Source organism: Luteibacter sp. OK325 (assembly GCF_003050935.1).
In the GTDB taxonomy this organism is placed as follows: domain Bacteria; phylum Pseudomonadota; class Gammaproteobacteria; order Xanthomonadales; family Rhodanobacteraceae; genus Luteibacter.
In genome coordinates, this window is record NZ_QAOX01000005.1 from 44,911 (window position 1) to 70,075 (window position 25,165).

Sequence of the window (25,165 nt, forward strand, 5' to 3'; positions counted from 1 at the left end):
ATCCCTTGGTGTCCCGCGATTGTATGACGACTTCATACGATCGGGCACGGATCGACTTTGGGAATCCGTCCATTGGGACGCTGTTCGGATCAGGTTGAAGCCGTCCAGATGGACCTTGATCGTCCGGCCGTCGGCGGCGTAATCCTTCTTCCTCAAGAACATCCGAGGCGTCCTGCTCCCATAGTTACTCGGGAGCCGGCATGAAGAAGATCTCCCGCACCTCGACCTGCCCCCGGGTGGCCGCGGCTCCTTTACGCGCCCACGCCAGCGCCTCGTCCATGTCGGCGCATTCCAGTATCCAGAAGCCGCCGATGTGCTCCTTCGCCTCTAGGTACGGGCCATCGGTGACGAGCACGGCGCCATCGGCTTGCGTCCGAAGCGACTTCGCAGCCCCGAGGCCGCAAGCGAATTTCCTGACCCCGGCGGCAATCAATTCTTTGTTGAGCGCGTGGATCTCGCGGCCGACTGCTTCGTCCACCTGGGACGGGTCGAAGTCGTCGGGAAGGTATCCGGCAACCAGAAACTGCGGCATGGTCTTCTCCTGGATTGGTTTTCAGCCGGGCCGGTCGCCCGCCTTGTCTATATGACGAATGGCGGGACCGGAATTCGACAGTTCCGACCCTAACCCGGGAAGAAAAGATACACGGCGCTATACGGCACGCGAATCTCCGCATTGACGTGACTGGCGTCGCAACTGCTAGCGGGCGCCACGCCGCCTTCCGTCCGGGTACGCACCACGTACGCGACGTTCGCCATCGTTCCATTGCCCGCATGCGACTTCGCGTGAAGAACCAGCCAGGGGATGGCGCCCGCATCCGGTGACGGCGACGCATTCAGCGCTTCACCGACGACCGTACTCCCATCGTTCGCCTGCCAGCTTGGCCCGGCGAAGTGCTTGCCGATGACGTTGCCTTTCGCATCGCTCAAGGTCGCTTCGGGTGCTTTCAGCGTCCAGGCGTAAGCGGCGGCGGCTGGCTTACACACGTAAATCTGCACACCCTTGCCAAACGCCTCGATGGCCGGCGGCTTCGCTGGGGCATCCTGGGCGCCGGCGATGCCTGCACTACCGATGACGGCAAGTACGCAACCGGTCAGGATGATACGGAGGACTCTTGGTTCTTTCATTGGGCTCTCGGAGTACGTGGCGGAAAGTCATCATGAACGCCCATGAGTTCCGATTGAGTGAACCAAAGTTGCGTGGGCAAGGTGAGCTACAGAGCAAACGCTCCCCGAAGGCGCCAGCTCGGGCTGGCGGGGATGAAGTCTTACTGGCATGCTCCGCCAGATGCGTCAGGAATCCGGGGGAATAGGGATGATCAGGGCAATTCTCGTCGCTACGCTGGCGCTCGGCTGCCTGTCGATGTCCACATCGCCGGGCGCAGAGGATTCGCCGAAATCGCCGATCATCACCGACCCGATCTACACCAGGCCCGTCCGTCTCGTCGACGTCGGCAACGGTCGGCGCATCAATCTCTATTGCCGTGGCGAGGGCTCACCTGCCGTCATCTTCGACTCCGGCCTCAGCGACTGGACGGCTGCGTGGGCACTGGTGCAGCCGACGATCAGCAGGAAGAACGCCACCTGCTCGTATGACCGCGCCGGCCTTGGCTTCAGTGATGCCGCCACCCGCCCGAGCACCGCCAGCAATGATGTCGACGACATCCACAAGGCACTGAAGATCGCCGACATAAAGCCTCCGTATATCCTGGTTGGCCATTCGGCGGCGGGTATGGCGGTGCGGGTCTTCGCGGACCGCTACCGCGACGAAGTGGTCGGCATGGTCATTGTCGAAGGCTCGCATGAGGACCAATCGAGCCGCATGAAGGCAATTGCAAACCCCGAGGCCCAGGCGCACTGGGACGATGGCTCGAAGGACACGACCTGCGTGGACGCCGCAAAGGGCGGCGAGATTGCCAGGAACTCACCGGTCTACAAGAGGTGCGTTGGCGAGCCCTACGAACTCTATAGCCCGGCGATCAACGATACGGTGCTGGCCTATTCGGCCAAGTTGAAGTACCAGGCTGCCGTCGCCTCGGAGCGCCAGAGTTTTTATAGTGTCAGCGGCGACCAGACTCGTGCGACGCGCCGGGATTTCGGCGATATGCCGATCATCGTTCTCACACATGCCCCCTATCCGCCCGGCAAGGATACGACGCAGCAGGAGCAGGACCAACGCACCGTCGCCTGGGAGCAGATGCACAATGAAGTCGCTGCCATGTCGAGCCGTGGCGTCAACGAGATCGTGCCGCGCGCGGGTCATCTCATCCAGTACGACCGCCCCGAGATCGTCATTGACGCGATCCGTCAGGCGTTGGCGATTGCTGCCGAGCAGGCGAATCAACCCACGGCTGAAGCCACAAGATAGCCGGGCGGTTGGCCCATTGATCCGGATCGGAGGTAGCTCATGACGTTCAAGAATATCAATGAAGCACTGTTCATCGCCGCCTTGTTGTTTATCTCGGAAAGCGTGTTCGCCAGGGATCCGATCCACACGCTTCCGACCGCAAGCGCTATCGACGCCCAGGTAAAGCAAGTGATGGCCCGCACACACGCCAATGGCCTGGCCATCGCCGTGATCGATCACGGCGCGGTGGGTTACGTGCAGGCCTATGGCATTCGCAATGCCAAGCAAGAGCCGCTCACCGTGGACACGGTCATGTACGGGGCGTCACTCACGAAGATGGTCTTCAGCTATCACGTGATGCAACTGATCGACCTGGGCAAGCTCAAGCTCGACACGCCGATCACGGACGACCTCGAAAAGCCGTTGATCGAGTACGGGCCCCACACGGACGAGGCGTTTCTTGGCAAGTATGGCCCTTACACCGACCTCGCAAACGATCCGCGCTGGCGGCAGATCACGCCGCGCATGTCGCTAACGCACTCCACGGGTTTCGCGAACTTCTGGTTTATAGAGCCCGACCAGAGATTGCGCATTCATTTCGATCCCGGCACACGCTTCAGCTACTCCGGCGAAGGCCTGAGCCTGCTTCAGTTCGCTATTGAGAAGGGAAAGACCTCGCAAGGCCTGGGTGTCGATATGGACATCCTGACGACGTCGACCTTCACCCGCCTTGGCATGACGCGCACACGCCTCATGTGGCGACCGGACTTTGCGACGAACCTGGCCGATGGCTGGAACGATCAAGGCAAGCCGGTAGAGCACGATTCCCGCAGCAAGGTGCGTGTAGCAGGATCGATGGACACGACCATCTCCGACCTCTCGAAGTTCGTTGCGGCGCTCGTGCGCGGCGATGGACTAAGCAAGGCTTCTCGCACGGAGATGACGAAGCCGCAACTGAAGATCACGACGGCACACCAGTTTCCCAACTTCGCACCCTCGCTTCCGGAAAGCGAGCAGCGAAAGGATCTGTACGCCGGACTGGGTGTCGTCGTTTTCGATGGACCGCAGGGCCACGGCTTCTTCAAAGGTGGACACGACGAGCAAACGGCCAATACGGTCGTCTGCCTCGAGAAGACCCAACGATGCGTCGTCATTCTTTCGAACGATGTACGGGCGGAGGCGGGCTTTCCCGATCTTGTTAAGTTCATCCTCGGTGATACGGCTGTGCCGTATGACTGGGAGTACGGGGACCGCGCAGGAAAGTCCTAGGAGCCCAGGCCCATCAGGCCCGTGCGAGCACAGCCGCGGCCTCGAGATGCGGCGCCATGAACTGCTCACGGTCCGCGCCGAAGTTGAGCGCCATGGTTCCGTTCACGGTAAGCAGCGTGGCATCGGTCACACCAAGGAAGCCGAACATGGTCTGCAGATAGGGTCCGACGAAGTTGTATGCATCCGTCTGCGGACCGCCGGTTCCGACGATGAAGGTCGCCTTCTTGCCCGTGAGCAGGCCCGCCGGCGTGGTGCCGTCGCCATAGGAGAACGTGCGCTGCGCACGTACCACCTGGTCGATCCAGAGCTTGAAGATGGCCGGGACGCCGAAGTTATGCATGGGCACGGCGAACACGTACTCATTGGCCTCTTCCAGTTCGGCGATCAGCGAATCCGAGAGCGCCAGCGTCTGGATCTGCTCGGCGGTTCGCTGGTCTGCCGGGGTGCGCACGGCATTCACCCACGCCGCGTCGATGGGCGGGAGCTGTGTCGCATAGAGGTCTCGCGTCAACACGCGCGCCCTCGGATTGGCGGTAGTCCACTGCTCGACGAAGGCCGCCGAAAGCTGGCGGGTGACGGAATTCTCGAGCATCGGGCTGGAATCGATGTGCAGCAGCGTAGCCATGGGCAGACTCCTAAACGACATATGTCGTGTACACAGCATATGTTCGTTTCATCTAATAGACAAGTGTCGCTTAGACGGCGAGTGATGATGCCGGTATCCTTGACTCCGATGACCGAGACCGCTCCCTCCACTGATTCGGCGCTGCCGAAGATCGACCCGCGCATCCTGCGTAGTCGTCGCATGCTCATGGATGCGCTTGTCCGGTTGTTGGCGCAAAAGCCGTTCGAAGAGATCTCCATCCAGGAAATCGCCGACGAAGCGACGTTGAACCGTGCCACGTTCTATCTGCACTATCCGGACAAAGGCAGCCTGCTGAAGGCCATGGCGGGTGCGCGCTTCCGCGATCTGGTCGATCGGCGCGGCCTGTCATTCAACTCCTGCGAGGGCGGCCTGCGGGCCATCGCCCTCGGCGTCTGCGATTACCTGGCAGCCTCGCCCGGCTGTCCCGGCGCGCTCGCCAAGATGCCACTGGAGGACTCCATCATTGCCGTGGTGGAAGACATCTTCCGGGAGGGGTCCGCCGAACGTCCTGCCGCGCCCGGCATCGATCCGGAGCTGGTGTTTACCACGGCGGCATGGGCGATCTTCGGCGCGGCCCGCCTTTGGCTCGACATGCGCGAGCGCATCTCGGCCGAGGAAATGGCGGACAAGATCGAAGCGATCGTCCTGCCCATGCTGATGCACGCCACGCAGCGATAGCGTTTGCCGACGCTTCTCGTTGCTACAACGAGAGCGACGCCGTAAGCATCGCGGGGTTGCCCTTCAGGCGATTCTTGACATCGAACTCATGCAGCCAGCGGAAGGAAAATTCCACCTGGCCGCCCTCCCATGTTTTCTTGAACGTCCCCGTCGGCCCCAATGCGAACGAACGACCCTTGAAACCGTTCAATGCGTCGGCCGTTGGACCCGTGTCGTCCTCGATCTGTTCAATCCACCCGCCCACGGCGCCAATACCCCAACCCGAGGGAAAGCGCTTGATGAGCAGTGAGTCGATACGAAACACCGCGCCGTTCTGATAATCCGTCGCGTAATCCTTCGTATAGACGTCGACGGCAGCCGTGGAGCTCCATTCCAACGACTCATTCTGGAACAGCTGCGTGTACCCAACGGTGGGCGAGTAGGTCCAGTTGTGAAGCGTGAGGTTCGCCAACTTCCCTTCTTTGTACTCGCCCGTCGGGGCGTAAACGTAGAGGGATACCGAAACATGCTGCGTCTCGCTGAAATGGTGGCTCGCGATCACCGGCGCAAAGGCCATGTCGAACAGGCCGGTATTGCTGTCATGGACGCTTCCGCTGAAGCGGCCGATGCGCGCATCGACACTCAGATGTCCGTTGGCGAACGGCAAGGTCACCATGGACGCGTAGTTCCACGACGAAGGTTCGGTCTTCCAGATGTACAGCCCGGTGAACGAGAGCAGCTGGAACTGTCCTTCAAGGCCGAGCGATGTGCCACCGCCGGTGAGCGGCACCTGGCGCGAGGCACCGATCTTCCCATCGTAGTAAGCGTAGGCAGCGGCCCAAAGCCATCCTGGGGTGGGCGGTATCAGCCCCGCATATGAAGAGGCCTGGAGGCCTGTGATGGGGCGCCCCATGCCACCTTCGGAAGCAGAGGCAGCCGTGACCGCCGTCAGGGCCAGAAGCGCCGAAACTAACGCGACCCTTATCATGACGCCCCGTCTCGCAAGGCCCGAGAGTAGCGAGGATGAAAGCTCTTCGGATTTCGCGGAAGCGTAATTTCCCGAAGTCGGAGTGCGTAGAACTACCATCCTCTCCGGAGTGGAACTGCGGATGACGACTCGCGGATCCGGTTAGATACTCCACAGGTGGCGTTGCCATTGGCGCGGTGCCGGCGACGAGGAGCGCGCACGTGAAGACGACCGACATTCTCCCGGAAAGCACGAAACGATCGGAGGCCGCGTGCGTGTCCGACACCCTCCCCGTACCGGAGCCCCGGTTCAAGGGCCGCATCGGAAACACCTACGTCGACTCCGAGGCCGACGTCCTTACATTGCGGACGCCGCCGGAAGGTGCGCCGAACATACTCCTCGTGCTACTTGATGACGTCGGCTTTGGACAAGCCAGCACATTCGGCGGCCCAGCGAACACACCAACACTGGAGAAGCTCGCTACACAAGGCCTTCGCTACAACCGGTTCCATACAACGGCGCTCTGTTCCCCAACGCGAGCCGCCCTCCTGTCCGGCCGTAATCACCATTCCGTGCATTCCGGGGTCATCACGGAGATGGCGACAGGATTTCCTGGCTACGACGGCTGTTGGCCTCGGGAAGCGGCCAGCATCGCCGAGATTCTCCAGGGCAATCGATACGCCACTGCCGCTTTCGGAAAGTGGCACAACACGCCGGACCACGAACTGAGCGCGGCCGGCCCGTTTGACCGTTGGCCCACAGGAAAGGGATTTGGTTACTGGTATGGATTCCAGGGCGGCGAAGCAAGCCAATGGCACACTCCACTGTTCGAGAACACCGCTCCCATCGAACCGCCCCACGACGATCCGGGATGGCATTTCAGCGAAGCCATCGCCGATCGCGCCATCTCGTGGATCGGCCAGCAACAGGCCGCCGCGCCGGACATGCCGTTCTTCGCTTACTTCGCTCCTGGCGCCTGCCACTCACCTCACCACGTGGCCAGGGAATGGTCGGATAAGTACAAGGGGAAATTCGATCACGGTTGGGATCGCCAGAGGCAGATCACCCTGGACCGGCAGAAAGCGCTCGGCCTCTTACCAGCGGGCACGAAACTCACACCCCGCCCCGACTCCATCCCCGCGTGGGAAACGTGCTCTGCGGACGAAAAGACACTCTATGCCCGTATGCAGGAGGTGTTCGCGGGATTTCTCGAGCATGTCGATGCACAAGTGGGTCGGGTAGTAGACGCCATTGAACACATGGGTCTGCGCGACAACACACTCATCATTTACATCGTTGGCGATAACGGGCCCAGCGCCGAGGGTTCGCTAACCGGCACCCTGAACAACATGAAGACACAGCTCGGGCTGCTCGATGACGTGTCAACGATCCTCAGCCATATCGACGAGATCGGCGGTCCACTGCATGAGAACCATTATCCCGTGGGGTGGGCCTGGGCCGGTTCATCGCCTTTCCAGTGGATGAAGCAGGTGGCATCGCACTTCGGCGGTACGCGTAATGGCCTTGTGATCTCGTGGCCGAACGTCATTACCGATCATGGGGCCTTGCGCACTCAATTTCATCACGCCATAGATATAGTGCCTACGCTTCTCGACGCCGCAGGCATTCCCGAGCCGCGATCCGTCAATGGTGTTCCGCAGAAGCCGATCGAGGGCATCAGCATGGCGTACACCTTCGATCGCGCCGATGCACCGAGTCGTCGAGTGACCCAGTACTTCGAGATGCTGGGCAACCGCGCCATCTATCACGACGGATGGGTTGCCGGGTGTCTGCACGGTAGGTTGCCATGGCTCACGTCCGGCGGGGCCAACTTCGACGATGACACGTGGGAGCTCTACAACATCGAAGACGATTTCTCCCAGAGTAATGACCTGGCCAGGAAGGAACTTACCAGGCTAAGGGACCTCCAGGACCGCTTCATGGCCGAAGCGGCGAGGTACGACGTACTTCCCCTCGATGATCGCTTCGCACAGCGTGCTGACCCCGCGTTGAAGCCCAGCCATATGCGCGGGAAGAAGCACTTCGTCTATACGCCAGGGGTCATCCGGATCGGTGAGCGATCTTCCCCGAACACGAAGAACGTGCATCACACCTTGGCGGTCGAGGTAACAATCCCCAAGGGCGGGAGCGACGGCGTACTCGTCTGCTGCGGCGGCATCCCCGGTGGCTACTCGCTCTTCATCAAGGACGGCAAGCTGTATTGGGAACACAACTACTACAACGATGTCCGCTACCGGGTGGAATCCGAGGGCGTGATCCCGACCGGGCACCACGTGCTCTCAGCGGAAATCAAAGTCGACGAGGAAGGAAAATTCGGGACCGGCGGCACCGTGACCCTGAGGGTAGATAAAGCCACGGTCGGTACCGGTAGGTTTGAACAGCAGGTTGCCGGCTACTTCACCGTGAACGAAACCTTCGACGTCGGCTGCGACACGGTTTCACCGGTATCGGACCTGTACCAGTCGCCTTTCAAGTTCACCGGCGAAATCGTCAAGGTGATGGTCGACGTCAGCGAAACAACATTCGAGGAGCTTGCCGGGCAACACGAGCTCCATGCGAGATGGGCACTGGCGACGCAATGAAGGTATGGAGGCGCATGCTGAATCATTCAGGCGCGCAAGGATCGCCAACACCAGGCATGCGTTAGCAAGACGCGAGCGGCTGGGAGCGCCGATGGTTCGGTGACGGTTCGGCCCAGGCTATCGGAGGTTCACATGAGCAGCGACGCAGTCGGGAGCCCGCATCTGCGGGGCGTGGACATGAAGCTCGAGATCGTCGTCGTCCCTGTTTCCGACGTCGATCGTGCAAAGCGCTTCTATGCCGACCTCGGATGGAGGCTGGACGCGGACTTCGCCTCGGATGACGGCAACTTCCGTGTCATTCAGTTCACACCGCCTGGCTCCGGGTGCTCTGTCATCTTCGGCAAGAATGTCACCGCGGCCGCGCCCGGGTCCGCCCGGGGGCTGTACCTGATCGTCGCCGACATCGAGGCGGCCCGGAAAGAACTGGTCGGTCGCGGTGTCGAGGTCAGCGAAGTCTTTCACGATGGTGCCGGAGTTTACCTCGGTCAGGACGAGCCCTATCTGTTTGGCCGGGTCCGGCTTAGCGGCCCGCATCCCGAACGCACTAGCTACCGCTCATTTGCTTCGTTCAGCGATCCGGACGGCAATGGCTGGCTGTTACAGGAGCTCACCCAGCGACTTGCCGGGCGCCTGGACACGAACACCACGACATTTGCCTCGGCGGCGGACCTCGCCGCTGCACTGCGGCGGGCCGGCGCCGCGCACGGCGCACACGAGAAGCGGACCGGTGGCAAGCACGATGAGAACTGGCCGGACTGGTATGCCGAGTACCTCGTAGCTGAGCAGGCGGGCAAGGATCTGCCCTTGTAACGGCCAGCCGTGGTTCTCGTTAACCGTCAGTCGATCGCGTCAGGCTCTCCCACGTATCGATATCCGCCGCCATGGTGGTGAGCTTGTCGCGTACGAGTGCGAGGGCATCGCTGCCCAGAAGAAGGTGCGCGGGCGGTTCGGGCAGATCGACAAGTTTCAGGATAGCCTTGGCCGCCTTCGCAGGATCCCCAAGCTGCTTGCCGCTCTTCTCTTCCCGAGCCCGACGGATCGGATCGAACATCGCGTCGTAGTCGGCGATGCTTCTCGGTGAGCGCTGCATGGATCGGCCCGCCCAGTCCGTACGAAAGCTACCCGGAGCGACGGCGGTGACATGCACGCCGAATGGCTTCAGCTCTTTGCCGAGCACCTCACTGATCCCTTCGAGCGCGAACTTGCTACCGCAGTAGTACGCGATGCCGGGCATGGTGATGAAACCTCCCATCGAGGTGATGTTGACGATATGCCCGCGGCGACGTTCGCGAAACCGCGGCACGAATGCCTGGGTAACCGCCACGGCGCCGAACACGTTTACTTCGAACTGGCGACGCATTTCCTCGAGCGGCGACTCCTCGAAGATGCCCTCGTGGCCGTAGCCGGCATTGTTCACGAGGATGTCGACAGGACCGAAACGCGATTCCGCATCGGCGACGGCACCCGGGATGGCCTCGATGTCCGTGACATCCAGAAGCATCGCGTGAGCACGTTCATCGTGCAGGGCTTCGAAGGCGCGGCGCGCCTCATCGTTGCGAACGCTGCCAATCACACGGTGGCCGACAGACAGCGCTTCGCGGGCAAGTGCCAGGCCGAAGCCACTGCTGACGCCGGTGATGAAAAGGGTCTTGCTGGTCATCGATAGTCTCCTGGTCAGGAATAGCGCCCATCGTAGGTCCCGAACACCCTGTGCCCCATGGCCAGGCATGTGACGTGATTGCCTGATCCTATGAGCGGTGGTTGCGAGAAGCCCGCGGAAGTCGGAGAGTGGACGCATGGACACGCCCCTCCGTCTCCGCATGATCGGCCTGCTCCGCGACCTCGCGCCGGAGGAGGGATACACGTTGACGCCGTTGCCCGATGTGCGCCTTCTCCGCGCCGATCGACCATTGAGCCTCACTCCCGTGCTCTATGAGCCCGGCATCGTCATCGTCGTCCAGGGACGCAAGCGAGGCTTTCTGGGCGACGACGTATTCATCTATGACGAGCAGCACTACCTCGTCGTGTCCGTACCCGTACCTTTCACGATGGAGACGGACGCCTCGGCGGACGAGCCGTTGCTGGCGATCTACTTCCGGCTGGACCATGCGATGGCGGCGGAACTCTGTATTCAGATCGATGAGCGACACGGACCATCGGCAGCGCCCCCGCGGGGCCTGTATTCGTCGCCCATGGAAGACGCGCTTGCCGCGTCCGTCCTGCGTCTGCTCGAAGCGTTGACGAAGCCACCCGAAGGTGAGGTACTCGGCCCCGCCCTCGTGCGCGAAATCTACTACCGGATCCTTTCCGGCGCCCAGGGCGGATCGTTGCGCGCGGCGCTGGCGCAGCAGGGCAAGTTCGGCATGGTGGCGCGTGCGATCCGCATGATCCATAGCCGCTACAGCGAGATGCTAACCGTCGACGAACTGGCAAGCGAAGCAGCGATGAGCCCGCCCACCTTCCACGCACATTTCCGCGCGATGACGGGTACGTCACCGATGCGCTATGTGCAGTCCACACGCTTGCACCAGGCGCGCCTGCTCATGCTTCGTCAGCACACGACGGCCGCAGCAGCAGCCACTGCCGTAGGTTATGAAAGTGCGTCGCAATTCAGCCGAGAGTTCAGGCGACTGTTCGGAAGACCACCGATTGAAGAAGTCGAGCGAATGAGGCGGAACTTCGCCATGCCTGCAGCACTCACACCGTCTGCGTTCGTTTCGTCGCACTGAGCCCGAGTCTCTTTGGTCGTGCGACGGGACTTCAGCGCTCGATTCATCCTGCCGCAAGGAATCGAAAGGCACACTCGGACGGGTAATGACCCCGGCCTCGTGCCTCGTACGGAGAAAGACCCATGCGCCATTCCGCCCTGCTGCTGGCCGGTTCCCTCGGCCTGATCCTGGCCTCGAACGCCTTCGCTTCCGACCGACCCGACCCGGGCAAGCTCACCACACGCTGCCTGGACGCTGCAGCGAAGAAGTACGACGTAAAGAACGACTACATCCAGCTACAACCCATCCAGGCTGCAGATTCCGGCTCGGGTTACTCGATCGCTGGTATTGCCGACGCGGGCATGGACGGCAAGAAGAACTTCAGCTGCCAGTTCGACAAGAAGGGCAAGCTGGCCAATCTCGTTCCCGAAGGGAAGTAACGTGCGGGATCGGTGCCGCGCGCAGGGTGCGGTACCGATCCACCATCAAGAAATGGCCTCGCACGGGGCTGACGGCATCACAGTCCATCGCATTCAGTTCTCAAGAACTGCATCTGCATTGCGAGAAGTTCTGGGAAGGGTAGATCTCCAGGGGCGATGCCAGCACTCTCGCAGCTGAGCGGGAGTGTCGCCCGAAATCTTTGCAGATCGCGGTCGGCCTCAGTACGCAGCCAGTTACGTACTCTCAGAATCATCCCCTCTACATCGCCTCCGTGGGCCTGAAGGTCTTGGCCGGCGATGTCCGAAAGAAACTTTTGGTAGCTGTATTTTTGCCTCTCAAGGATGAGCACCCTGTGCTTTGAATGCTTCCGCCCCGCAGCCCTGATTCCCATGGCGAGGCCCAGTTCAAATGGCATGTTGAAGCGCGGACTTTGAAGAGATCGCCATAGTCATCAGTGAAAGGGCAGTTGATGAAAACGCTTGTGAGGGACGTCCCAGTCCTGTTTTCCATGACTATCGCTTATTCCGCGCCTCGGTGATCCGGATCCGGGCGTACTTGCGATGAAGTTCGGAGCTGTAACCCGAAACTTCGTAGGTGGATCGGCGAACACTTCGTCGAAGGAACACGCAAAGCAACGATTGCGCACCACACCTACAGACAACACGAAGTTGTTTTGCTACGTTTCTAACCGTTGCCCGCGTCGTCGACACAAACGCCCCGCAGGCAACCATCGCTTCATGCGGTGAAGAAGCGCGAGCCAGAGGTGCAGCAAACACCCCTGACCCGCTAACCACAACCAACTAAAAGAGAGTTGATATGGCTGACACCGATCATACGGCACCCGCTCGCCCGCCGAATCCCCAAGGCGGCACACCCACCGGTTACCGAGCCGTCTGCCCACGTCGCAGACACGGTTGAAGAGCGGCGGCAGTAGCCGCTACCTGAGTTTTTTCTCGGCCGAGCAACGCGGCACGTAGCCGTGCGACCCGAGATCAGGGCTGCCTTCCGCAACACACTTCATCAACACAAACCATCCGGGGCCCAGTCACGGGCCGCCGGTGAACCCGCGAGTCCGTTTGATCCGCGGCATGTCGTGCTGTGCATGGCGTGCCGCACCTGGGTCAGTGGCGGCGAGAAACAAGGAGAGCACGCAATGACTGCATCGACCCATCGCAAGCCCGATGAGCAAGTCACCTACCACGCCGATCCCGGAGCGTCGGCACACGGGTTGATGAGTGCCGCTACCGAGTGGCTTCAGTACGCGCGTGGCCTTACGGGACTCTTGGCCGATCTCATCCACGAAGCAGACAACGTCGACTGCCAACGTATGGCGCTCGGCCTTGAGGCGATCGGGGCACTGGTCCTGATGGGTGTGCAGTGCACGGCGCAGGCCCACGTGCGGATGTGTTGGGAGCAAGTGACAGCAAGCGACGCTCCCTGACCTTCATCCACGGCGCCTGCGGACGCTTCAGACAGCGGCATGCTTCCCCATGGCCTGCGCCAGCTGTGCAGCGAAGGCCCGTTGATACGCAGGCCGCGCTTCGCCACGAGCGACATAGGCGGCGAGATTTGGAAACTCGTCCAGGATGCCCGAGGGCCTCGACCTCAACAGAACCGACACCATTAACAGGTCGCCGGCGCTGAACTCACCGTCGAGCCATTCGGCAGCGTCAAGGCGGGGAGAAAGCTGGCGAAACCTATGGCGGATACGATCGAAGACCAACGGCATGCGCTCCTTGGTCCAAGGCTTGTCACCCTCTACAAACTTGACGGTAACAATTTCGAGGATCGCCGGTTCCACGGAGTTGAGCGCGGCAAACATCCACATGATCGCTCTCGACCGGGCATTCGCATCTTCCGGCAACAGACCCGGATGGCGCTCGGCGAGATGGAAAACAATCGCACCGCTTTCGAAGAGGCAGAGGTCCCCCTCTTCATAGGTTGGAATCTGGCCGAAGGGATTGCGACACAGATGCGTGGATTCCTTCAGCGCGGGGAAAGGAAGAGGGAGAACCTCGTAGGGCTGGCCCACTTCTTCCAGCGCCCAACGAACACGCGTGTCGCGTGCGAGTCCCTTGCCGCCATCGGGCGACTTCTCAAAGGCTGTGATGGTGATGGTCATCGCTAAGCTTCCCAATGATGAAACGGACGGACTTCAACCGGCGCCCGACAGGCGACGACGGCTTTGCGGCCCCACGCCAATGCCTCATCCAGGTCGGCGACCTCGAGTATCCAGAAACCACCCACGTGCTCCCGGGCTTCGAGGTAGGGCCCGTCGGTAACGAACACGGCACCATCGCGGTGGTGGATAGCGACCAGATACTGCGTCATGACGTCTCCTGTGGCGGTCTTCGGGTCGACGGGTTTCTGTTGCCTTACTACACCGTCGAACGGGCGGGCGGGAAATCGACAGGTCCGCCAAAAGTATTTTCCGGGCGCTTAGGTGATCTCAAACATAAGGCGTTCCGGCGACCGCGGCATCGGCGCCTGCAAAACCGTGTTCCATCACGCGCACGAACGCCTCAACGGGGTCTTGGTGCACGCGAAACGCACGGAGTGCGTCGCCATACGCCACCACCAACGCTGACATGAGCATCGATGCAGCGAGGCGCGCATCAGGATCGGCGCGAGGCCTGTCCACGGCATCGGCCAGCATCTCGCCAAGGTCGTTGGCGAGTGTCACCTGAAGCTCTCGCGCGTACGTCGTGAGCGCGGGACTCTCCACCACGGTGCGCCAGAACTGGATCGGCCGGTCGGACATTCGGAAGATCGGGTGCCCCGTTTTCAGCAATGTTCTCATCAAGGCCTGGAACGCACGGACGGGTGACTGCTCCCCGCGATCCGCGATGGCGGCGCGCACCAAAGAGCGCAGCTCCTCCTCGCGATCGAAGAACAAGTCTTCCTTCCTGAGGAAGTAGTTGAACACCGTTTTCCTGGCGACCCCCGCCTCACGCGCGACCTCGTCCACCGAGACGTTCTCGAACCCGCGCTCGATGAACAGACGTGTGGCGACATGCGAAATGGTCTGGCGCGTCTCCGCCTTTTTCTGGTCCCGAAGCCCCACCGGTTTTGACATCAGGCTGCTCACCCTGTAGAAACTTACACTCAGTGTACCTTTTTACTGCGTCGGTGGCACCTGACGCCTGCCTGAGGATATCCCTTGATCTACGACGTCGTGGTGGCCGGTGCGGGCCCGGTCGGTCTGTTTCTGGCCTGTGAATTGCGACTCGCCGGCCTGTCGGTGCTGGTGCTTGAGCCGCAGGAGGACCCGCGCTCACCGCTGAAGCGCCTGCCCTTCGGGATGCGTGGGCTCTCCGCGCCCTCGATCGAGGCGTTCTACCGGCGAGGCATGCTGGACGACATCGCGGCGCTGCAGCCCTCGAAAGATGGCTCCGGTCCTGGCGCCGCAGGTGCGGCCCATTGGATGGACCAGCCCCGACGGCCGGGCGGCCACTTTGCCGGCATCCAGTTCTACGAGGACAGGATCGATCGTTCGAACTGGCCGTGGCGTGTGCCTGGTCCCGCCGGCACAAGCATGATGGTCGATATGGAGTCGCTGGAGCTGACGCTGGAGGCGCGCGCTAACGCGATGGGAGCCGACATCAGACGCGGCTTTGGTGTCGAAGGTCTTGAGCAGTCGGATGAGACCGTGCTCGTCCGTGCAGGCGGCGAAGTGTTTCGCGGACGCTGGCTCGTCGGTTGCGATGGCGGCCGCAGCACCGTGCGCAAAGCCGGCGGTTTTGCCTTCATCGGCACCGACCCCGAATTCACCGGCTATTCCGTCGACGTCGATATCGCCGAACCGAATGCGCTTCAGCCCGGCCGTCACTACACACCCACAGGCATGTACACCTATGGAAAACCCGGAACCGTCGCCATGGTCGAGTTCGACGGCGGCGCCTTTCACCGTACCCAACCAATCACGCGCGAGCACGTGCAGGCGGTGCTTCGTCGCATCTCGTGCACGGATGTCACGCTGACGGCACTCCGCGTTGCCACGACATGGACCGATCGCGCCCATCAGGCGACTGCCTACCGCAACGGCCGGGTACTGCTCGCCGGCGATGCCGCGCACATCCATTCCCCGCTGGGTGGCCAGGGCCTGAATCTCGGCCTCGGCGACGCGATGAATCTTGGATGGAAGCTGGCCGGGACGATCCGCGGCGATGCGCCGGACGGCTTGCTGGATACCTACACGAGCGAGCGGCATCCGGTGGGAGCGAAGGTGCTGGACTGGTCGCGTGCACAGGTGGCGCTGATGCGGCCAAGCCGAAGTTCACGTGCGCTCGAGGCCATCATCCGTGACCTGATCGACACGCGTGACGGCGCGACGTATTTCGCCGAGCGCGTGTGGGGCGTGTCTCTTCGTCATGACCTTGGCGAGGCACATCCGCTCGCGGGTCGCAGTGCTCCCGATGTCGAGCTCGCCGATGGAACGCGGCTCGGTGAGCACCTGAGAACAGGCAAAGCCGTGCTGCTGGACTTCGACGCGCGCGCACCGCTCGAAGCCACGGCAAGTCGCTGGGCGAAGCGCGTCGCCTACGTTGCTGGCGACGCGAAGGACCGACTGGGCCTGAGCGCCCTCCTCGTGCGGCCCGATGGAATCGTGGCCTGGGCCGTTGAGGGTGACCCAGACCCCGCCGATCTCGTTCCGCGTCTGGCGCGATGGTTCGGCGAGCCTTGAGCCTGCATTACGCCGGCGCCTTGCCTATCTCCATATCACCCAGGACGATGGTCACCTTGTCGATCGTCCCGGTGTAACTGAAGGGAAGCGTATAGGTGAAGTCGATAGGCGAGCCGACATCGGTGCCGACATCCAGTCCCTCGCCTAACGAAAACTGGATGGGGATGGTGCGCTCGACGCGGCCGCCGGCGATCTTCGTGCCATTCGCCTTCACCGTGAACTCGCCGCCCTTGCCCATGCCACCGCCGTCGTAGCGGAAGTCGACCACCAACGTGGCCTTGCCTGCGGGCAGCGGCGTCTCGGCTGCGAACGTCGTGCGTTCGATGCTGAGGAAGTTGTAGACGAAGGTGGGCTTGCCGTCGCGCAGGTACAGGCCGTAGCCACCCTCGAGACCACCGTGGGTGACGATCATGCCGTTGGCGTCGTTCGCGGGCACGTCGATCTCCGCGGTAATCGTCCAGGAACGATTGCACATGCGTGGCGATGAACCGTCGGGAAGTCCGATGGTGCCCGGGTAGTAGGTAATTTCGTTGCGATGGCCCATCGGGCTCGGGCGCCCCATGAGCTCGGCGTTCATGCGGATGCTGCCGCGCCAGTCGAGCGGCAGGACGCTGTATTTAGATGCCTCGACCCACCACAGGTCCTGCAGTGCCCTGAGTCTGTCGGGATATCGATCGGCAAGGTTGTTCGCCTGCGAGAAGTCTTCGTCGACGTTGTAGAGCTCCCACACGGCTTTGTCGGGATCCCATTCCTGCCGGTTCGGATCCCACGGAATGAAAGACGGCGACGAAGCCATCCAGCCGTCGTGGTAGAGACCGCGGTTGCCACCCAACTCGAAATACTGGGTCGTTCGCGTCGCCGTCGCACCGGCGTCGTCGAACACCGTGGCGAAGCTGCGGCCTTCGATCGGCTTCTGCTGGATGCCGTTGAGTTCACTGGGTGCGGTGATGCCACACAGCTCGTAGAGCGTCGGCACGATGTCGATCGTGTGCAGGAACTGGTCGCGCAGTCCGCCCTTGTCGCGGATCTTTGCCGGCCAGGAGATGATCATGGGATTGCGCGTGCCACCGAAATGGCTGGCGACCTGCTTGGTCCACTGGAAAGGCGCGTTCATCGCATGCGCCCAGGCGGACGGGAAGTGGTTGAAGTGCTTGGGCCCGCCGAGCTCGTCGATGACCTTGATGTTGTCTTCCCACTTTTCCGAGAAACCATTGAAGAACAGGTTTTCGCACAGTGAGCCCTCGATGCCACCCTCGGCACTGGAACCGTTGTCGCCCGCGATATAGACGATGATGGTGTTGTCGGCGTTGGGAAGCGCCTTGCAGGCATCCACCACACGTCCCAGTTCGTGGTCGCAATGCGCGCCGTAGGCGGCGAACACTTCCATCATCCGGGCATAGAGACGCTTCTGATCGGCGTTGAGCGAATCCCATGCGGGAAGGCCCTTCGAGCGCACGGTCAGCTTCGTGTCCTTCGGCACGACACCGAGCTTCTTCTGCCGCTCTAGCGTCTGCTCGCGGTAGCTGTCCCAGCCGTTGTCGAACTGGCCCTTGAACTTCTCGAGCCATTCCTTCGGCGTGTGATGCGGCGCGTGCGTCGCGCCGGTCGCGACGTAGAGGAAATAGGGGCGATCCGGCGCGATGCTGCTCGCCTGCCGTACCCAGGCGATCGCCTTGTCCGCCAGGTCCACGGTCAGGTGGTAGTCCGGATCGGTGGATGCGGGAACGAGGTCGCGATTCTGGTAGAGGATGGGGTTCCAGTGGTTCATGTCGCCACCATTGAACCCGTAGAAGTAATCGAACCCGAGCCCATTCGCCCAGCGGTCGAAGGGTCCTACGGCGCTGGTCTCCCACGTGGGCGTATTGTGGTTCTTGCCGATCCACGCCGTCATATAACCGTTCTGCCGGAGCACTTCGCCGATCGTGCCGCAGCTGCGCGGGAGGATGCAGGTATACCCGTCGTATCCCGTCGCCAGTTCGGTGATGCCCGCGAATGACGTGGAATGGTGATTGCGGCCCGTGATCAGCGCCGCCCGGGTGGGGCTGCATAGTGCGGTGGTGTGAAAGCGGTTGAAGCGCAAACCCTCGGCGGCCAGCTTGTCCATGGTCGGCGAGGGAACCCCGCCACCAAAGGTGCTGAACTGGCCGAAGCCGGCATCGTCAATCAGCACCAGAAGGACGTTCGGTGCCCCCGCCGGTGCTGACACCGGCTTGGGGAACTGCGCCGGATCCGAGTCCAGGTAGGTGCGCCCTACCTCGCCCGGAAAGCGGAAGTCCGGCCGTGGTAGCACGTCAGGTGTGCCGGCGGGAGAGGGAGATTCAGCGGTTGTCTTCTTCGTCGTGACCATGCCTGGGTCCTCGGCCATCCCTTGCCACGGGATCGCACGGTTGGGGAACGTGTGTCAGTCAAAGGTGAGACGAGTGCGTTTGCTGCGCCACCGTAGTTATGCAGGGCGACTTGCGTAGAAATTCGTAGGCCTGTAACCAACCGAATCGCCGCGGCGAACTAGCCCTTATGAAGACATCATTTCTCTCCCGATTCGCGGTCGCGCCGCTGCCCGTACCGTCCGGCTGGTACGCCGTGCCTCTGCGGTTAATGGTCGGCCTTGGCTTCATGCAGCACGGGTATGCGAAGCTCGCTCGCGGGCCAGACGCCTTCATAGCGATTCTGCATGCGATGGGACTGCCCTTCGCGGACCTTCTGGGGTGGGCCACGATAGCGATCGAGGTCGTGGGTGGCCTGTTGATCGTGTTGGGCGCCTTCGTTCCCCTGGCGGCGCTACCCATGCTCGCCGTGCTGCTTGTCGCGACACTGACGGTGCATCTGCCGAACGGATTCAGCTCAATCAAGCTGCTTTCTTACGACGCGGCGGGCGCGCATTTCGGCCAGCCTGGCTATGAGACTGACTTGCTGTATGCGGCAGGCCTGCTGGCCCTGTGTTTTGGTGGGGCCGGCCCGTTGGCGCTGGACAGCTATTGGGTTTCGCGACGCGAGAAGGAACGGCTTCGAAACTGAGATCATGCCCCCCACCTGGGGCGCGCGCCCGTTCCCATGTCGCTGTATCAGGCGCAGCGCGCCTTCCCGTTATTAATTTATACAACGCAGGGGGGCTTGCGGAAAGCCCTGGTGCGTAGTTCAGCATCGCCACTCCTTCGACGCCTCATGAAGCGGGAGTAACGAGATGACTGAATCACAGACGTACTACCACGGCACGAAAGCCGACCTGGAAGCAGGTGATCTGATCGTGCCGGGCTATGCGTCCAACTTCGGAAGAAGGAAAGAGGCGGCGTTCGTTTACCTGACCGCCACCATGGATGCAGCCATCTGGGGAGCTGAGCTGGCCATCGGCACGGGGGGTGGCAGGATCTATGTCGTCGAACCGACCGGTCCCATCGAAGACGATCCGAATCTGACGGACAAGAAGTACCCCGGCAATATCACGAAGTCCTATCGCTCTCGCGATCCGTTTCGAGTGACCGGCGAAGTTCTTAACTGGACGGCCCATCCGCCCGAGACGCTCAAGGCAATGCAGGATCGCGTTGAGGAGCTCAGGCAGATGGGCGTCGAGGCGATCGAATAATCAGACCTGAGCCATGCCACCATCGACGGCGAGGTCGATGCCTGCGATGAAGCTGCTTTCTTCGGAGCCCAGGAACAGGGCGGCGGCAGCCACTTCCTCCGAACGCCCCATGCGGCCAAGCGGGATAACCGCCGCGAACGATGCGCGGATCTGGTCGGCACCCTCCTTGGTAGTGGCCTGGCTATCCATGATCGGCGTGTCGATCGGACCCGGACTCAAGGTATTGACACGGATACCGCGCTCCTTGAGCTCCAGTGTCCAGGTGCGGGAGAAGGAGCGGATGGCCGCCTTGGTCGCGCTGTAGGTACCGTATCCTGGGATCGCCTTGGTCGAAGCGACCGAGGCGACGAGGACGATGGAACCACCCCGACCCATCAACGGAAGCGCCTTCTGCACGGTGAAGTACAGACCCTTGGTGTTGATATCGAAGGTCTTGTCGTAGTGTGCCTCGTCCGAATCATCGATGGTTTTCGGGTCGACGATGCCGGAGTTGGCAACGAGGACGTCGACGCGACCCTTCTCTTTCTTCACCTGGGCGTACAGCCGATCCAGATCTTCGAGTTTCGAGACGTCGCCCTGGACGGCGTTGGCGTTGCTGCCGATCAGCGCCACCGCCTTGTCCAGCTCCGCCTGGCGACGACCGGTGATGTAAACGAAGGCGCCTTCGGCAACATAGCGCTGCGCGATGGCCAGGCCAATGCCGCTGCTGCCACCGGTAATCACGGCGACCTTATTTTTAAGGTAAGACATGTCAATTCTCCACAGGACGTTGAGGTCCGCGCTGGTTGCCAGCGTGGTCGCACGTAGATGCGCCCCACAAAGGTGTGGACGTCCCATGGGGTTGAACAGTGGAAGTTATCGACTAGTAACTATTCGCCGGCGTCACACCCGGTCACTGGTCCTTCCCTCACCGCACGCGCAGGTGTGGATGCTCCGCCAGCTTTTCCGCCACGAAGTCCACGAAGACCTGGACCCTCGAAGGCAGGCGTTTGCTACTGGCGTGCAGGGCATTGATGGGCAAGGTTCCGGGCTCGAACTGATGCAGGACCTGCGTCAGCGTGCCGGCGCTTATCTGGTCATGGAATAGCCAGCTGGCGTTGTGGGCGACGCCAAGCCCCTCCATCACGGCCGCGCGTATGTATTCCGCGTCGTTGCTCAGGACCCGTGGGGCGGGAACGATCGCAAGCTCCTTGCCCTCATCACGGAATGTCCAGGGACGGGGCGCGCCTTGAAAGGTGAATACAACTGCGGGCATGCCGGCAAGATCGGTCGGGTGTTCAGGCGTTCCATGCGCCTGAAAGAACGCCGGGGTGGCGACGGTGGCGAATTCGATCGCCCCGATGCGTTTCGCAATGAGTGTCGAGTCAACCAGGTTGCCGATACGAATGGCCACGTCCACCACGTTCTCGATCAGGTTGGCGAAACGCTCGGAGATATCGAACTCAACGCATACTCCTGGATATCGGGCAAAGAACTCGGCGAGATGGGGAAGAATGTAGATGCGCCCGAAAGCCGGCGATATCGCAACACGAATGCGACCCACCGGTGTTTCCTGGCCCGCCGCGACGCTCTGCTCGGCCTCCTCGAGGTCGGCAATAAGGCGGACCGAAGCATCATAGAAGGCCCGCCCCGCGTCCGAGAGGTTGAAGCCACGGGGCGTCCGACGAAGAAGCTGCACCCCTAGCCTCTTCTCGAGTTGTGACATCTGCTTGCTGACCGTCGACTGGCTCACACCAGCGGAGCGTGCCGCCTTGGAAAAGCTTTTCGTGGTGACGACCAGTACGTACAACTGCATCGCTTCGATCCGGTCCATCCGGAGCTCCTGGTCTATCGGGGTGCGCGTGTTGGCGGAACGCTCGTTATACGCCACTAGCGCTGTCCTGCCGTCGACGAGTCACGGCGGGCGCATAATCGGGGATTGTCTATCGAGGATCGGGTTCCATGGCATCTGAAGATTCGCAGCGCATCGTTATCGCCGGCGGCGGCATCGCGGGCCTGGCAACCTGGCGCGCCCTGAAACAACAAGGCATCGACTCTCTGGTCGTCGAGCGCAGGCCGGTGGCGGCCGATGGCGGTCTCGCCATCAATCTTCCCGGGAACGCCATCGCCGCGCTCGCACAGCTCGGCCTGGCCGGCGAGATCGAACGCCTGGGCCACCCGGTGCGCAAGCGCGAGTACCGCGCGCAGGACGACCGACTCCTCGCAACCATCGACGAGGATGCGTTCTGGGGTGAGGCCATGCGTCCACGCGCGGTCCGCCGTTCCGATCTCATGGCGATGCTCGGCGCCGGCCTGGATGCATCCGCTCACAGGGCAGATCGCTCCATCGCGGCTGTTCATCAGGATGCTGCCGCCGCCCATATTCGCCTGGACAACGGCGAAGCGTTGTCCGCAACCCTGCTGGTGGGCGCGGACGGCGTCCGTTCCACCGTGCGACAGGCGGTCATGGCCACGTCGCAGACCTCCGCCGCCCGCCTCGCTTCCGCCAGCTGGCGTTTCATGGCGCCCAATCCCGGTGTCGATGGCTGGACCTTGTGGACCGGCAAGCGCGGCATGATCCTGCTGCTTCCCGTCGACGATGCGACGGTCTACGGCTGGGTTGCCCTGGACTCGCCCGATGTCGCCTTCGACGACCTGAAGCATCTGGACCAGGTGTTCCGTGATTTCCCTGAGCGCGCCCGTAAAGCGCTCTCCTGGGCGCTCGCTCACCCCGAATCGCTCTACCACTCGCCGATCGAGGAAGTGCGACTGGCCCAATGGAGTGAGGGTCGAGTCGTTCTTGTCGGCGATGCGGCGCATGCCACCGCACCGGTGTGGGCCGAGGGCGCTGCATTGGCCATGGAGGATGCCCTCGTGCTCGCCAGCATCGTCGCCGGAACCGATGAGGTCACGACCATCGGCCGCCGTTTCGAACAGGCCCGCCAGGTGCGGGTCGCACATGTGCAAGCCGCAACCGATCGTCTATCGAAGGCGGCGCGCCTTCCCTACGGCCTTCGTCGCCTGATCATGCCGTTCATCGTCCCGCGCAGTTATCGGGCCACTTACTCGGCGCTTAAGCCGTAGTCGATGTACTAGTCCGTGCGCTGTATCGCTGGTGTCTTCCATTGGCCAGCGAGCAGCGCCGGTTTCGGCCAGTAGTAGCGCATGAACGTCACGAAGGGCCCCTTGGGCGCTGGAAGCCAGTTCGCTTCCTTGTCCTTCCCGGGGGAGTCCGACTGGATATAGATGGTCACGCCGCCGTCGGTATCTGTCTTCATCTGCGGCAGCATCGGTGAATTGATCAGGTAACGGTCGATCGGGTTCTTCACCAGCAACTGTTTCGGCAGGTCGTACATGGTGATCGACCAGAATGCGTTGACCGGTGGTTGCTCGCCCTTCGCAAAGTGAAGGGTGTACTTGTGTTTGCTGCCGTCCAGGGGCTCGCCCTGGGCATCGTGATCGAGAATGGGATAGAGCGCTTCGTCGCGGGAGTTCGCGCCGATACCTACCTGCGTACCCGTAGCGCGCGTGACATAGTCGTTCTTCAGGAAGGCGCGGTCACCAAAAAGCTCGTCCGTTCTTCCGTGCAGCGAAGCGCGCTTCTCGTCGATCTGTTTCTGGCCGTCGAGCATGCCTTGCTCGAGCGCCTCCTTAAGCTCAGGAGAGAGGGTGGATGCATTGAAGGGCTTGCCCGGCTCGATGCCGATCTCGGCGAAGCGCTCGCGCAAGACCGCTTCGCTAGCGTGTGGGGGCTGGGCGAACTGGAGCAGGAACGCGAGTTCGTTGAAAAACGCCAACGAGGTCCGCTCTTCGGTTGGCGGGATGGGCTTGACCCAATCGACCGCGGGCGCGGCCGGTGGCGCAGGCGTGCCTTCGAAGGTCGACAGCGGCTGCACCTTGTAGCCCGCCTGGATCTTCTTAACGTTGTCGAGATCGGCGGGGTTGAACAACTGGGTGCGTCCGACAACGCTCAACAAGCTGGTCTCCGAAGGGATGACCTTGCTGATGCCCTTGGGTGCTTCGCCCTTCCAGCCGGGTCCGGTGATGAGGTAATTGCCGCCGTCGTTGCCGGTGGTACGCGAGCCGATATACGCAAAGTTGAACGTGTACAGATCCATCAACTGGAACACGAAGTAGCGATTGGCCTCCATCTTCGGCACGGTGATAACCACCGGTTCGCTGCGCAGATCGAGACCGGCAAACGTATAGGGCGTGTCCGAGTTCGGCGTTACGAAGGCCGTGTCGTCCGGCGTGAAGACGCGTGCGATGTTGAGCACCGAATTGAACGGCCCCTTGTACTGCGGATTGCCCTTGTCGACGCTATAGGCGTACATCACGCGGTAAGTGTCGACCATCGGCAGGCCGTAGACATAGGCATCGCGTGCGATGACACGCGCCTCGGCTTCGGAAACCCCGGCGCGCGCGTCCGATGCCCCCAGCGCCATCGTCGCGACCAGGACCGCGACGCTTCCAAATGTGGCGTTCGACACGAGATTCTCCTGGGCGACAGTTCGTCTCAGCTTCGAGACACGTCGACCCAGGGACAAGCGATGAACTACGTGCGCCGCCTAGGTAGATTTGCGTAGTGCAACAGCGAGCAGCGTTCATTTGACGCCAGCCACCACCAGGTACAGCCCGATGATCACCCCCGTCGCCAGCAGATTGGCTACTGACGCTCTGACAGCAGCGCGCCACCATGACATCTTCAGGATCCGTGTGTAGATTGCCGTCTGCGCCCACGCATACCAAAGGCAGCTGAGCAGCAGCGGGGCAGCGCCTGCCAGGATCCAGTCTCCGTGGGCGAAGCTCATGATGGTCGACGCGAACGCCAGGCCAAGTGCGAATGGCGCCAGCAGATAGCAGTGGATGTAGAAAGGCTTGCGTAGCGAATCGCGGTTTGTCGGCTGACGCTGATGCCTCAGCATGCTCATCGCACCGAACAGCCCGAAGAGACAGAAAACAACGCTGCGTGTCGCGATTGTCGCCTGCTCGGAGGAGAAGAGTTCCTTACCGAGGACCGTATCGATCGTCATCGTACGGTGGCGCGTCCCCAGCTCGATGATATGCGCCAGCACGATGGTCAGGATCAGCATCAACGGCGGGCTTACCATCTCGGTGAACTGCTTGTCGCGCTCCTGTTTCAGCTGTTCGCCTGTGTAGACCGCAACGGCCACGGGATGTCGAAGTGTTCTCCACAGGGCGCGTGGATAGAAGATCAGCCAACCCATGATCTCGTAGAGAAACTCTTCGAGCGATTGCAGAATGCGCATGAAGTCCATCGGACACC

25 protein-coding genes are annotated in these 25,165 nt (G+C 61.8%); 12 read left to right on the forward strand and 13 right to left on the reverse strand.

Annotated features, from left to right (window positions below):
* Nucleotides 1-184: 184 nt before the first annotated feature.
* Together C8J98_RS12250 and C8J98_RS12255 are read right to left on the reverse strand one after the other, a co-directional pair.
* A complete protein-coding gene (locus C8J98_RS12250) occupies nucleotides 185-532 on the reverse strand; it encodes a YciI family protein (protein WP_107913486.1) in 348 nt (115 codons plus the stop codon).
* Nucleotides 533-621: 89 nt separating this feature from the next.
* On the reverse strand, nucleotides 622-1,125 hold the full coding sequence (locus C8J98_RS12255; RefSeq protein WP_107913487.1) for a DUF3455 domain-containing protein: 504 nt from the start codon (nucleotides 1,123-1,125) through the stop codon (nucleotides 622-624).
* A gap of 148 nt (nucleotides 1,126-1,273) precedes the next feature.
* On the opposite strand from C8J98_RS12255, the gene C8J98_RS12260 reads away from it, so the two are divergent.
* Nucleotides 1,274-2,365: an alpha/beta hydrolase gene (locus C8J98_RS12260; RefSeq protein ID WP_107913488.1), complete on the forward strand. Its 1,092-nt coding sequence runs from the start codon at nucleotides 1,274-1,276 to the stop codon at nucleotides 2,363-2,365.
* A gap of 39 nt (nucleotides 2,366-2,404) precedes the next feature.
* Nucleotides 2,405-3,613: a serine hydrolase domain-containing protein gene (locus C8J98_RS12265; protein WP_107913489.1), complete on the forward strand. Its 1,209-nt coding sequence runs from the start codon at nucleotides 2,405-2,407 to the stop codon at nucleotides 3,611-3,613.
* A gap of 13 nt (nucleotides 3,614-3,626) precedes the next feature.
* Here the strand turns inward: C8J98_RS12265 and C8J98_RS12270 are convergent, their stop codons facing one another.
* Complete coding sequence (locus C8J98_RS12270) at nucleotides 3,627-4,238, reverse strand: NAD(P)H-dependent oxidoreductase (protein WP_107913490.1); 612 nt, start codon at nucleotides 4,236-4,238, stop codon at nucleotides 3,627-3,629.
* Between the two features lie 108 nt (nucleotides 4,239-4,346).
* Here C8J98_RS12270 and C8J98_RS12275 point away from each other — a divergent pair, with 108 nt between their 5' ends.
* Nucleotides 4,347-4,937, forward strand: a complete 591-nt coding sequence (locus C8J98_RS12275) for a TetR/AcrR family transcriptional regulator (protein WP_107913491.1) — start codon at nucleotides 4,347-4,349, stop codon at nucleotides 4,935-4,937.
* Nucleotides 4,938-4,959: 22 nt separating this feature from the next.
* Here the strand turns inward: C8J98_RS12275 and C8J98_RS12280 are convergent, their stop codons facing one another.
* On the reverse strand, nucleotides 4,960-5,829 hold the full coding sequence (locus C8J98_RS12280; RefSeq protein WP_158272690.1) for a transporter: 870 nt from the start codon (nucleotides 5,827-5,829) through the stop codon (nucleotides 4,960-4,962).
* Between the two features lie 329 nt (nucleotides 5,830-6,158).
* On the opposite strand from C8J98_RS12280, the gene C8J98_RS12285 reads away from it, so the two are divergent.
* Entirely contained in the window at nucleotides 6,159-8,486 is a 2,328-nt protein-coding gene (locus tag C8J98_RS12285; protein WP_199229900.1) for an arylsulfatase, read from the forward strand.
* Between the two features lie 177 nt (nucleotides 8,487-8,663).
* Complete coding sequence (locus tag C8J98_RS12290) at nucleotides 8,664-9,296, forward strand: VOC family protein (protein ID WP_199229901.1); 633 nt, start codon at nucleotides 8,664-8,666, stop codon at nucleotides 9,294-9,296.
* A gap of 19 nt (nucleotides 9,297-9,315) precedes the next feature.
* Here the strand turns inward: C8J98_RS12290 and C8J98_RS12295 are convergent, their stop codons facing one another.
* A complete protein-coding gene (locus tag C8J98_RS12295) occupies nucleotides 9,316-10,146 on the reverse strand; it encodes an oxidoreductase (protein ID WP_107913495.1) in 831 nt (276 codons plus the stop codon).
* Between the two features lie 136 nt (nucleotides 10,147-10,282).
* On the opposite strand from C8J98_RS12295, the gene C8J98_RS12300 reads away from it, so the two are divergent.
* From C8J98_RS12300 to C8J98_RS12315, 3 genes are all read left to right on the forward strand, one after another.
* Nucleotides 10,283-11,215, forward strand: coding sequence for an AraC family transcriptional regulator (locus C8J98_RS12300; protein WP_199229902.1), 933 nt, complete (start codon nucleotides 10,283-10,285; stop codon nucleotides 11,213-11,215).
* Between the two features lie 122 nt (nucleotides 11,216-11,337).
* The gene (locus C8J98_RS12305) at nucleotides 11,338-11,634 is read left to right on the forward strand and encodes a hypothetical protein (RefSeq protein WP_107913496.1); all 297 of its coding nucleotides are present in this window, start codon (nucleotides 11,338-11,340) and stop codon (nucleotides 11,632-11,634) included.
* A gap of 1,154 nt (nucleotides 11,635-12,788) precedes the next feature.
* Entirely contained in the window at nucleotides 12,789-13,076 is a 288-nt protein-coding gene (locus tag C8J98_RS12315) for a hypothetical protein (protein WP_107913498.1), read from the forward strand.
* A gap of 27 nt (nucleotides 13,077-13,103) precedes the next feature.
* On the opposite strand, the gene C8J98_RS12320 is transcribed toward C8J98_RS12315, so the two are convergent.
* The 3 genes from C8J98_RS12320 to C8J98_RS12330 all read right to left on the reverse strand — a co-directional run bounded on the left by C8J98_RS12320 (nucleotide 13,104) and on the right by C8J98_RS12330 (nucleotide 14,723).
* Nucleotides 13,104-13,757, reverse strand: coding sequence for a glutathione S-transferase family protein (locus C8J98_RS12320; RefSeq protein ID WP_107913499.1), 654 nt, complete (start codon nucleotides 13,755-13,757; stop codon nucleotides 13,104-13,106).
* 2 nt (nucleotides 13,758-13,759) lie between these two features.
* Entirely contained in the window at nucleotides 13,760-13,966 is a 207-nt protein-coding gene (locus tag C8J98_RS12325; protein WP_107913500.1) for a YciI family protein, read from the reverse strand.
* A gap of 118 nt (nucleotides 13,967-14,084) precedes the next feature.
* On the reverse strand, nucleotides 14,085-14,723 hold the full coding sequence (locus C8J98_RS12330) for a TetR/AcrR family transcriptional regulator (RefSeq protein ID WP_233260215.1): 639 nt from the start codon (nucleotides 14,721-14,723) through the stop codon (nucleotides 14,085-14,087).
* Nucleotides 14,724-14,795: 72 nt separating this feature from the next.
* Here C8J98_RS12330 and C8J98_RS12335 point away from each other — a divergent pair, with 72 nt between their 5' ends.
* On the forward strand, nucleotides 14,796-16,319 hold the full coding sequence (locus C8J98_RS12335; protein ID WP_107913502.1) for an FAD-dependent monooxygenase: 1,524 nt from the start codon (nucleotides 14,796-14,798) through the stop codon (nucleotides 16,317-16,319).
* 7 nt (nucleotides 16,320-16,326) lie between these two features.
* On the opposite strand, the gene C8J98_RS12340 is transcribed toward C8J98_RS12335, so the two are convergent.
* Entirely contained in the window at nucleotides 16,327-18,666 is a 2,340-nt protein-coding gene (locus tag C8J98_RS12340) for an arylsulfatase (RefSeq protein WP_107913503.1), read from the reverse strand.
* Between the two features lie 167 nt (nucleotides 18,667-18,833).
* Here C8J98_RS12340 and C8J98_RS12345 point away from each other — a divergent pair, with 167 nt between their 5' ends.
* Nucleotides 18,834-19,334 (forward strand): DoxX family protein, encoded by a 501-nt coding sequence (locus C8J98_RS12345; protein WP_107913504.1) that lies wholly within the window; start codon nucleotides 18,834-18,836, stop codon nucleotides 19,332-19,334.
* Nucleotides 19,335-19,500: 166 nt separating this feature from the next.
* On the forward strand, nucleotides 19,501-19,899 hold the full coding sequence (arr, locus tag C8J98_RS12350) for an NAD(+)--rifampin ADP-ribosyltransferase (protein ID WP_107913505.1): 399 nt from the start codon (nucleotides 19,501-19,503) through the stop codon (nucleotides 19,897-19,899).
* Here the strand turns inward: arr and C8J98_RS12355 are convergent, their stop codons facing one another.
* Together C8J98_RS12355 and C8J98_RS12360 are read right to left on the reverse strand one after the other, a co-directional pair.
* Nucleotides 19,900-20,649, reverse strand: a complete 750-nt coding sequence (locus tag C8J98_RS12355; protein WP_107913506.1) for a glucose 1-dehydrogenase — start codon at nucleotides 20,647-20,649, stop codon at nucleotides 19,900-19,902.
* A 157-nt stretch (nucleotides 20,650-20,806) separates the two neighbouring features.
* Nucleotides 20,807-21,712: a LysR family transcriptional regulator gene (locus tag C8J98_RS12360; RefSeq protein WP_107913507.1), complete on the reverse strand. Its 906-nt coding sequence runs from the start codon at nucleotides 21,710-21,712 to the stop codon at nucleotides 20,807-20,809.
* A 128-nt stretch (nucleotides 21,713-21,840) separates the two neighbouring features.
* Here C8J98_RS12360 and C8J98_RS12365 point away from each other — a divergent pair, with 128 nt between their 5' ends.
* A complete protein-coding gene (locus C8J98_RS12365; RefSeq protein WP_107913508.1) occupies nucleotides 21,841-22,962 on the forward strand; it encodes an NAD(P)/FAD-dependent oxidoreductase in 1,122 nt (373 codons plus the stop codon).
* 8 nt (nucleotides 22,963-22,970) lie between these two features.
* On the opposite strand, the gene C8J98_RS12370 is transcribed toward C8J98_RS12365, so the two are convergent.
* Together C8J98_RS12370 and C8J98_RS12375 are read right to left on the reverse strand one after the other, a co-directional pair.
* Nucleotides 22,971-24,368 (reverse strand): DUF1254 domain-containing protein, encoded by a 1,398-nt coding sequence (locus C8J98_RS12370; protein ID WP_233260216.1) that lies wholly within the window; start codon nucleotides 24,366-24,368, stop codon nucleotides 22,971-22,973.
* A 114-nt stretch (nucleotides 24,369-24,482) separates the two neighbouring features.
* Nucleotides 24,483-25,148 carry a hypothetical protein gene (locus C8J98_RS12375; RefSeq protein ID WP_146171634.1) on the reverse strand — a complete coding sequence of 222 codons (666 nt, stop codon included), beginning with the start codon at nucleotides 25,146-25,148 and terminating at the stop codon, nucleotides 24,483-24,485.
* Nucleotides 25,149-25,165: the final 17 nt, after the last annotated feature.

Excerpts from the sequence above, each read along its gene's own strand:
- C8J98_RS12250 (WP_107913486.1), bottom strand. The coding sequence starts at position 532 with ATGCCGCAGTTTCTGGTTGCCGGATACCTTCCCGACGACTTCGACCCG.
- C8J98_RS12255 (WP_107913487.1), bottom strand. The coding sequence starts at position 1,125 with ATGAAAGAACCAAGAGTCCTCCGTATCATCCTGACCGGTTGCGTACTT.
- C8J98_RS12260 (WP_107913488.1), top strand. The coding sequence starts at position 1,274 with ATGCTCCGCCAGATGCGTCAGGAATCCGGGGGAATAGGGATGATCAGG.
- C8J98_RS12265 (WP_107913489.1), top strand. The coding sequence starts at position 2,405 with ATGACGTTCAAGAATATCAATGAAGCACTGTTCATCGCCGCCTTGTTG.
- C8J98_RS12270 (WP_107913490.1), bottom strand. The coding sequence starts at position 4,238 with ATGGCTACGCTGCTGCACATCGATTCCAGCCCGATGCTCGAGAATTCC.
- C8J98_RS12275 (WP_107913491.1), top strand. The coding sequence starts at position 4,347 with ATGACCGAGACCGCTCCCTCCACTGATTCGGCGCTGCCGAAGATCGAC.
- C8J98_RS12280 (WP_158272690.1), bottom strand. The coding sequence starts at position 5,829 with ATGGGGCGCCCCATCACAGGCCTCCAGGCCTCTTCATATGCGGGGCTG.
- C8J98_RS12290 (WP_199229901.1), top strand. The coding sequence starts at position 8,664 with ATGAAGCTCGAGATCGTCGTCGTCCCTGTTTCCGACGTCGATCGTGCA.
- C8J98_RS12295 (WP_107913495.1), bottom strand. The coding sequence starts at position 10,146 with ATGACCAGCAAGACCCTTTTCATCACCGGCGTCAGCAGTGGCTTCGGC.
- C8J98_RS12300 (WP_199229902.1), top strand. The coding sequence starts at position 10,283 with ATGGACACGCCCCTCCGTCTCCGCATGATCGGCCTGCTCCGCGACCTC.
- C8J98_RS12305 (WP_107913496.1), top strand. The coding sequence starts at position 11,338 with ATGCGCCATTCCGCCCTGCTGCTGGCCGGTTCCCTCGGCCTGATCCTG.
- C8J98_RS12315 (WP_107913498.1), top strand. The coding sequence starts at position 12,789 with ATGACTGCATCGACCCATCGCAAGCCCGATGAGCAAGTCACCTACCAC.
- C8J98_RS12320 (WP_107913499.1), bottom strand. The coding sequence starts at position 13,757 with ATGACCATCACCATCACAGCCTTTGAGAAGTCGCCCGATGGCGGCAAG.
- C8J98_RS12325 (WP_107913500.1), bottom strand. The coding sequence starts at position 13,966 with ATGACGCAGTATCTGGTCGCTATCCACCACCGCGATGGTGCCGTGTTC.
- C8J98_RS12340 (WP_107913503.1), bottom strand. The coding sequence starts at position 18,666 with ATGGTCACGACGAAGAAGACAACCGCTGAATCTCCCTCTCCCGCCGGC.
- C8J98_RS12345 (WP_107913504.1), top strand. The coding sequence starts at position 18,834 with ATGAAGACATCATTTCTCTCCCGATTCGCGGTCGCGCCGCTGCCCGTA.
- arr (WP_107913505.1), top strand. The coding sequence starts at position 19,501 with ATGACTGAATCACAGACGTACTACCACGGCACGAAAGCCGACCTGGAA.
- C8J98_RS12355 (WP_107913506.1), bottom strand. The coding sequence starts at position 20,649 with ATGTCTTACCTTAAAAATAAGGTCGCCGTGATTACCGGTGGCAGCAGC.
- C8J98_RS12360 (WP_107913507.1), bottom strand. The coding sequence starts at position 21,712 with ATGGACCGGATCGAAGCGATGCAGTTGTACGTACTGGTCGTCACCACG.
- C8J98_RS12365 (WP_107913508.1), top strand. The coding sequence starts at position 21,841 with ATGGCATCTGAAGATTCGCAGCGCATCGTTATCGCCGGCGGCGGCATC.
- C8J98_RS12375 (WP_146171634.1), bottom strand. The coding sequence starts at position 25,148 with ATGCGCATTCTGCAATCGCTCGAAGAGTTTCTCTACGAGATCATGGGT.